Below are 7,085 nucleotides of genomic sequence, written 5' to 3' on the forward strand. Positions count from 1 at the left end.
AAAGACCGCACACAATCCCATAAAGGGCAGAATAAGTCTCGCACACAATCTTGATACTAAACAAGCTAATTTGCATCAATGACATACTAAGCTAATTGTACTCCTTAGAGCCTTTCACTTAATACAACACACAGTAGTCAGATCCTAAGAGTTTTCCTGTGTGAGTTACTGATGAGTTCACTTGTTGACTGTCAAAGATAGCTCTATTAAAAAGGGTAGCACAGTATGCCACCCATTTAATTAATACCCCACATAAAGAAAAGTTTTTATGTACCCCTGCCGCCAAATTTGACCTGCCCCTGTTCCCCCACTCCCCAGTATACATACCTTAAACACAACACGTATCTCCATACAAAACTCTATTACTTAAAACTGTATTAATATGGTTCTGTTATATCCCACTTTTAATTACTATGAATAAAGTATACAATGAGTATAAGTAAAACTTTATATACATGGCTTCTAAAAAAGAATTAATAGATGCTTATGAAGGCATCAATCCAGCTAATTTTAAAGAGTTACCAATTAAGTTAATTCAACTAGTCACAGAGCAAATAAGAGATTTTATTTTAGGGGATGGTTTCCAACAAAAGATTAAATTTCTAGCCATTAATTCTGAACAACAAGAAACTTTAAATTTACAGTTAGACCAAATTAATCTGTATAGATTACTGAATGATATTTATCTAGAAGTACCAACTACAGGTGAAAGTTTTATTGAAGTTTTTGAAGGTCAGCTAAGACATATTCAAGCCCTTGATATTCAAGAAGTTAAGGTTGATCCTAATGACCCCATGAAAGTTGTTTATCTGCGGGAGAATAGAGAAGTTTATGACCCTATCAAGAATAATTATACTGATATCAAAGTAGAACATTACTTAACATTAGTTAATGAATCCACTGAGCTAAAATTATTTGATTTACCTGAGTACAGATATTTCAAAAAGATAGGTAATTCTGACCCAATAGAATTAGGAGATCATATACCTATTTTTAGGATTGTAGATTCTTTAAAAGGAAGGGAAGCTCAATCTGCAATTGAAAGAATAATTCATTTACAGTTAGAGTATAATGAAGTCCGCAGTAGGATTCACACAAATGGTAAACATCATAAACCTCAGATTTTTACAATTGGAACTTCTGCACCTGCAATTATTGGTAGATCTAATTCATCCCCTCTTGAGAGTATAGAGTCTGCTACAGGTTCATCAGCTTTCCAAACAGCATTTACAGATAGTAGTGCTTCAATACTACATCTTCCTATCAGTAATGCGGCTGCTGAATTAGGTATCAGTCCTAAGATTGGATATCTACAACCTCAAGATTCACCTTATCTGGAAAGACAGAGATTAATCATTCTACAGGATATTTATAATTTAACTGGAGTAATGATTTTAGAACTACAGAATGCTAGATCAGCTAGTAGTGCATCTTCTCTATCAATTCTATATGAGCCATTAAGAAGAGCCACATTAAGCAGAGCTAGTTATCTTATTTCAGCACTTAAGAATATCTTCTCAGAACTAGGTATTGATATTCCTTTTAGGGTAGAACTACCTGACATGATGCCAAGGGATTTACAAGATAAAGCATTACAAATAGAAGCAGTTAAATCTAAATTAATTTCTAGAAAGAGATATTTAATTCAGTTTGAAGGTTTAACTGAAGAAGAAGCTGAAAAAGAACTTAAACAGTTAGATTCAGAAAAATTACTAAGTATGCAATACTCGGCTGCTATTACTGATAATACTGATATAGCTAATGCTGATGGTAAAAGTATACTTGAAAATGCACCTATAACTGGAGAATTAAATAATGAATAACCCAGAAACAGAACAAATAACAGAACAACCAATAAATGAAGAATTAAATTTAGGTTTAGATACAATCACTCCTAGTAAACCAGAGATTGATTATGAAGCTGCCTTAGCTAAAACTAAACCTGACTTTCAGAGAATAGCTAAACTGTTAGGGCTACAACCATCTGGTTCTTCTCAAGAAGAAGTAGAAGCAGACTTTATAGCTAAACAAAAGTCTTTAGAATCAGAACTAAAAGAGACACTGGTTCCTAAGATTCAAGCTTCAATAGAGACTACATTAAGTAAAAATTCAGATAACAAAGGTGTGGTAACAAAACCTGGAGTATCTACAAACAAAGCTTCTATTAAAGAAGAACGCAGAGTTAAACCTTGGCGTGGTTATTAAAATGACAAGTTTCACTGATTATTCAATTTCAATTAAACATTAATTATTCATAATTCATAATTTAAAAATATGTTAAATGTAGCTTACAACGTTGTCAAATACAGATTTATTGCTTCATCTCACTTAGATGGTTCTATTGTAAATTTAGTCACAGCAGTAGACATTCCTGAAGGCTCAGTAGTTTCTATTAATAATCAAGGTCTAGCAATTTTAGCTACTGCTACCACTGTTCCTGTTGGGATAGCTAGATATGCCCGTAAAGCAGGTACTATGCTGGCTGTAGATCAAGATTGTATTATTGAAAACAAAGGTACTTCACTGGCACTTACACCTGGAACTGCTGTTTTTGCTGGTGCTGCTGGTGCTGTTGCTGGCAGTGGAACTAATAAAGTTGGAGTTGCCTTGACTGCTAACAAAGTTAAAATTTCTATCTAATTTAAATAAATACATAAAAATATATGGTATACAACACTACTTTTTTTGGTGAACTTTCTACTAATGATACTGAACTAGTTACTATTGATAATCAATCAGTAGTTTCTATTATCAGAGAAGTGGATCAGGACATGTTATTTTACAATGACATGAACTCACGCTTCTTTGCTCCTTTAGCAGAACCAATTGCTACTCCTCAAAAGTTGGTTAAGTATTATGATGGAGAAGTTTTAGAATCTCTAACTGAATCAGCTAGACCTTCTTCACGCTCTACTGTATGGGATTACACACAAGAAATCCCTTTTGAAGAGTTTATGACTGCACTTACTCTTAGCACTAGAGCTGTTAAGTTAATGACTGCTGATGAAATTGGTGGTTATGTACAAGCTAAACTTACCTCTTTCCAAAAAGCAAGATTTAATGCTCTACGTCAAAGTATATTTAGTAACACTAATCGTGTAGTAGTTGACAGTATTCAAAAATATCAAACTACAACAATTCCTTTTTACAATGATGCAGCTTCTACTTCAGCCCCTAGTGTTAATGGTTACACCTTTGTCCCAGGAGATTTACAACATTATAATGGTGTTGCTTCTGCTGGTAACCCTACTGTAGTTGATGTTAGATCTAAACTTATTGATAAAGTCAGACATCATGGCTTTAGACAGTTAGAGATTTGGGTTAGTGATTATGACTACAGCTTAGAAAGCTTACCTGAGTTTGTACCAGCAGAGAATCAAATTGGACGCTCACTTGATATTAAATCTGGTTCTGCATCTAGTGAAAGACAACGCCCCTTAAGTGCTTGGGAAGGTTTAGTAGGTTTTATTAGTAATGTTCCTATTATCAAAACACCCATAGTTCCTGTAGGATATGCAGTTTGTCTAGGTACTGATGGTGGAGCAGGTAGAACACCTTTCTTAAATAGAATCCCTGCTATTGCTAGTTTGGCTGGATTGCAAATTGATATCAAATCTAACTTTGCTTTAGAAAACACAATCATGTCAGATGGTTGGGGTTATGCACCTAATCACCGTGGGGCTTGTGCTGTACTTCAATTAACTGCAACTACTTACACTGCACCCACATTTTAATTAGCTAGGAGGGTTTAATTCCCTCCTTTAAAACATTATGTTTGCAGATTTAGAAAGATATAAAGCACTAGAAAAAGAAATAGAAATAAGTTCAATTGTCAATCAGTTTTCTGGTTTAGTTTATATACCAGCTTTAACTTATGTAACATTTGAATCAACTCTTAAAAGTGCGGGTACAGTAACCATAAATGTAGATAATGCCACTTGCACTTTACAAGGTAGCCTTACTATTTATCCAGCTTATTTTATTCCAGGTCATATAGGAAGTGAAGCTAGTTTATCAGTTAGTAATACAACATTTAATAATCCTGGATTTGAAGGATTATTTGATAAAGAAGTATTAGTAACACATTTAAATCCTAGCTTATGGTATCCCAATAATTACCCTGATGCTTCATGGAGAACTTTAAGACAAAATCCTTTTAATCCTACTTATGCTTTTCATATAGGAACTTCCAAAACTTATGGTATTACCAGTTCCTATTATCAATATAATAATTCAGGTATTTTTTTTATTAGCCTTTTAGAATCATATAAATCACCTGATAATGTTAATGTGGATGTCAAAGTTAGTTCTTCTAGCATGACTTATGAGCCATATACTGCTAGTGGTAGTGGGATTCAAGGTTTACCTAAAAATACTGTAATTAATTATGTTAAAAGATTCCCTAACAGACTAATTTAAAATTATGACAGTTTCAATTAATTGGACTGATTTCTTTAATAACTATGTAAGACCTTCTTTAAATGACACTACTACTAGTATTGTTGATAGTAATAGAGCAAGCTTATTAACTCAACTTGTAATATCTGATCTTCAAGCTAAAGGTTTAGAAGATATAAATTCTATTATAACTGCTGGGGCTATTACCTCATTAGAAGCAGATGTAATTGATGCTTGGAACTTAATAGGCTTTGGAGTTAAATATTACTATGTTAATGACCCTGTAGTAAAGTATGATTCTGCTTCTGGTACTTCAATTACTAGAGATAGAGAATTAGTAGAACAAGCACAAACAGATTATTTTCTACACTTCAAAGCGTATATAACTATTCATAAATTAGCTACTCTAACTGCTGCTGAGTTCTGGACTCAACAAGAAGTGTTAGATTTGATAGCAGGTGGGGCTTCTAAGTCTTGCTGTAAAGATAGTTTAGAAGATAAAATAGCTTTCTCTGATGCAGAAACTAGAAATAGAATAGCTGAAATTGCTAGAGAAGAAGAAAGAGATTTAACTGTTGGTGATCAAAAAAGATTAACTGCTATTGAGTTAAAACAACTTGATAGAGCTTATGAATTAGAAGACAAAGCTGCCCTAATAGAGAAAACTGCTACTAATGGTGCATGGACTTCAGCAGGACAATTTACTATATCTTACTTAGTTGATCATCAAACAGAATTAGAAAACACTGTACCTTTATTACAGTTAGATTTAGATAATGATTCTTTTGGTATACCTACTGTAATTGAAATACAAACTTACACTGGTGGGTTTATTGATACTAAGAATTACAAGAGATTAGATATTGAACTTGTTGCTACTGCTAATGTCAGCTTTGTACTAAAAGAATTAGTGGGTCTTAGTTGGCAAGAGGTTGGTACTTTATCTACTGATAACACAATTGTTAAAAGCTATTCGTTAGTTAATACAAATGTAATTAAAGTTGAAATTACTGGCACTGAAGCTAACACTCAGTTATTTATTAGAGGAACTTTAAAGGGGTATTAATATGGCTATTGAAATAAATCCAAGCACTCCCACTAGCCCTATTCCAACTGTTAATGGTATTTCTGTTATTTGGTTAGGAGAATGGCAGTCCACTAAGATTTATAGACGCAATCAAGGAGTATTTCATGATGGTTCTTCTTATAGAGCCAGCAGAACTACAACTGAAGAACCTAGCTTAACTGCATTAGATTGGGATTTACTTGCTCAAGGTGGAGATGGTGCAGCTTCTGATCCTAGTCCTTCTGCATTAAATGAATTAACTGATGTAAATATTTCTCTACCTGTTGATGGACAAAGTTTAGTTTACAACAGCACAACCCAAGAATGGGTTAATGACACCATAACATCTGAATCTAGTGGTATACCTATTTCTGAAAAAGGTACTCCTGATGGAGTTGCTACTTTAGATATTACTGGTAAAATTCCAGATACTCAGATACCAAATGAAATCACTAGAGATACTGAATTAAATGCAGCTCTAGTTAGTAAAGCAGATTCATCTACAACTAATAGTCATATCAGTAGCACCTCTAATCCTCATTCAGTAACAGCTAGTCAAGTTGGTAATACTACTGCTCAATGGAATGCTAACTGGCTTCAAGGAAGAATTATACAATCTGTAGCACCTACTAATGGTCAAATATTATCTTACAGTACAGGAGACAATAGATGGAATGTAGTAACTCCTCCTGCTGCACAGAATCTTGTTGCTCAATGGAATGCAAATCAACTTCAATCAAGATCAATTGCTACTACTGCTCCTAGTGATGGTCAAGTATTAACTTATAGTTCTGCTAATACCAGATGGGAACCCCAAACTATTAGTGGTGGGGGTGGTGGAGGTGCAGGTAAAGTAGTTCAAGTTCTTTATGGAAGTACATCTACAGCAATAACAATTAATTCAGCAGATAGTTTTACTTCTACAGGATTAGAAATAAGTTTTACTCCTACTAGTCTTTCTAATTTTTTATATATTACAGGTGTTTTAAATAATCCTTTAAAATCTAGCACTACTCCTTTTACTGCCACTTGGATAAGTGGTTTACACCTTCAAGTTACATCAGGTCCAAATGTTCTTATAGTTCCTTTAGCAATAGATATTGGAAGACTTCATGATTTTAGATACATGAGCCCTATTCATTTTGCAACAAGAGTACAAGTTCCTTATACTGCTTCTAGTGTTTACAGAATAAGAGCAAATATCCAAGGTACTAGCATAACTTTTAATACTGGTGGAGCTAATAATGTTTCTACAATGACAATTATGGAAATTACACCTTAATAATTATGATATCAGCTATTGATAAAGATGGTATTGTATTAATTCCTTAATCTAATGAAATATAAAACTACTAATGCACAAGTATCAGTCCCTGTTGATATTCAGAGAAATGCTTATTTTACTACCAAAGATACAATTACTAGCGCTCCTTTAGCAATACTATTGACTTTACTTACAATTAGTGGAGTTACAGCTTTCTTTTTAAATTATTTTTTTAAATTTGTTAATCAAGAAGTATGGTTATCTGTTAAAAGTTATTTAGTTTCTCAAACTGAAGCGGTTAGAACTTTTTCTGAAACAAGCAAAGATGCTACTAAACTTATTTCTCAAATAGACTCT

At 33.4% G+C, this 7,085-nt stretch carries 8 protein-coding genes; all 8 read left to right on the plus strand.

The window, feature by feature from the left end; translation table 11 throughout:
• The first annotated feature begins 455 nt into the window (after positions 1-455).
• Positions 456-1,823 carry a hypothetical protein gene (locus ACM0OP_RS23470; RefSeq protein WP_414530548.1) on the plus strand — a complete coding sequence of 456 codons (1,368 nt, stop codon included), beginning with the start codon at positions 456-458 and terminating at the stop codon, positions 1,821-1,823.
• Positions 1,816-2,205 (plus strand): hypothetical protein, encoded by a 390-nt coding sequence (locus tag ACM0OP_RS23475; protein ID WP_414530549.1) that lies wholly within the window; start codon positions 1,816-1,818, stop codon positions 2,203-2,205. The genes ACM0OP_RS23470 and ACM0OP_RS23475 overlap by 8 nt, the downstream gene beginning before the upstream one ends.
• A gap of 69 nt (positions 2,206-2,274) precedes the next feature.
• A complete protein-coding gene (locus ACM0OP_RS23480) occupies positions 2,275-2,640 on the plus strand; it encodes a hypothetical protein (protein ID WP_414530550.1) in 366 nt (121 codons plus the stop codon).
• 23 nt (positions 2,641-2,663) lie between these two features.
• Positions 2,664-3,734 carry a hypothetical protein gene (locus ACM0OP_RS23485; RefSeq protein ID WP_414530551.1) on the plus strand — a complete coding sequence of 357 codons (1,071 nt, stop codon included), beginning with the start codon at positions 2,664-2,666 and terminating at the stop codon, positions 3,732-3,734.
• A gap of 37 nt (positions 3,735-3,771) precedes the next feature.
• Entirely contained in the window at positions 3,772-4,419 is a 648-nt protein-coding gene (locus ACM0OP_RS23490; protein ID WP_414530552.1) for a hypothetical protein, read from the plus strand.
• A gap of 4 nt (positions 4,420-4,423) precedes the next feature.
• Positions 4,424-5,464, plus strand: coding sequence for a hypothetical protein (locus tag ACM0OP_RS23495; RefSeq protein ID WP_414530553.1), 1,041 nt, complete (start codon positions 4,424-4,426; stop codon positions 5,462-5,464).
• A gap of 1 nt (position 5,465) precedes the next feature.
• Entirely contained in the window at positions 5,466-6,746 is a 1,281-nt protein-coding gene (locus ACM0OP_RS23500) for a hypothetical protein (RefSeq protein WP_414530554.1), read from the plus strand.
• 54 nt (positions 6,747-6,800) lie between these two features.
• Positions 6,801-7,085 (plus strand): hypothetical protein (locus ACM0OP_RS23505; protein ID WP_414530818.1); only part of this gene is annotated, 285 nt, incomplete at its 3' end.

The sequence above is a fragment of the Nodularia chucula CCY0103 genome (assembly GCF_963923915.1).
Classification (GTDB): Bacteria; Cyanobacteriota; Cyanobacteriia; order Cyanobacteriales; family Nostocaceae; genus Nodularia; species Nodularia chucula.

What these genes read in the sequence shown, in the direction of transcription:
- ACM0OP_RS23470 (WP_414530548.1), top strand. Translation starts at nt 456, where the DNA reads ATGGCTTCTAAAAAAGAATTAATAGATGCTTATGAAGGCATCAATCCA.
- ACM0OP_RS23475 (WP_414530549.1), top strand. Translation starts at nt 1,816, where the DNA reads ATGAATAACCCAGAAACAGAACAAATAACAGAACAACCAATAAATGAA.
- ACM0OP_RS23480 (WP_414530550.1), top strand. Translation starts at nt 2,275, where the DNA reads ATGTTAAATGTAGCTTACAACGTTGTCAAATACAGATTTATTGCTTCA.
- ACM0OP_RS23485 (WP_414530551.1), top strand. Translation starts at nt 2,664, where the DNA reads ATGGTATACAACACTACTTTTTTTGGTGAACTTTCTACTAATGATACT.
- ACM0OP_RS23490 (WP_414530552.1), top strand. Translation starts at nt 3,772, where the DNA reads ATGTTTGCAGATTTAGAAAGATATAAAGCACTAGAAAAAGAAATAGAA.
- ACM0OP_RS23495 (WP_414530553.1), top strand. Translation starts at nt 4,424, where the DNA reads ATGACAGTTTCAATTAATTGGACTGATTTCTTTAATAACTATGTAAGA.
- ACM0OP_RS23500 (WP_414530554.1), top strand. Translation starts at nt 5,466, where the DNA reads ATGGCTATTGAAATAAATCCAAGCACTCCCACTAGCCCTATTCCAACT.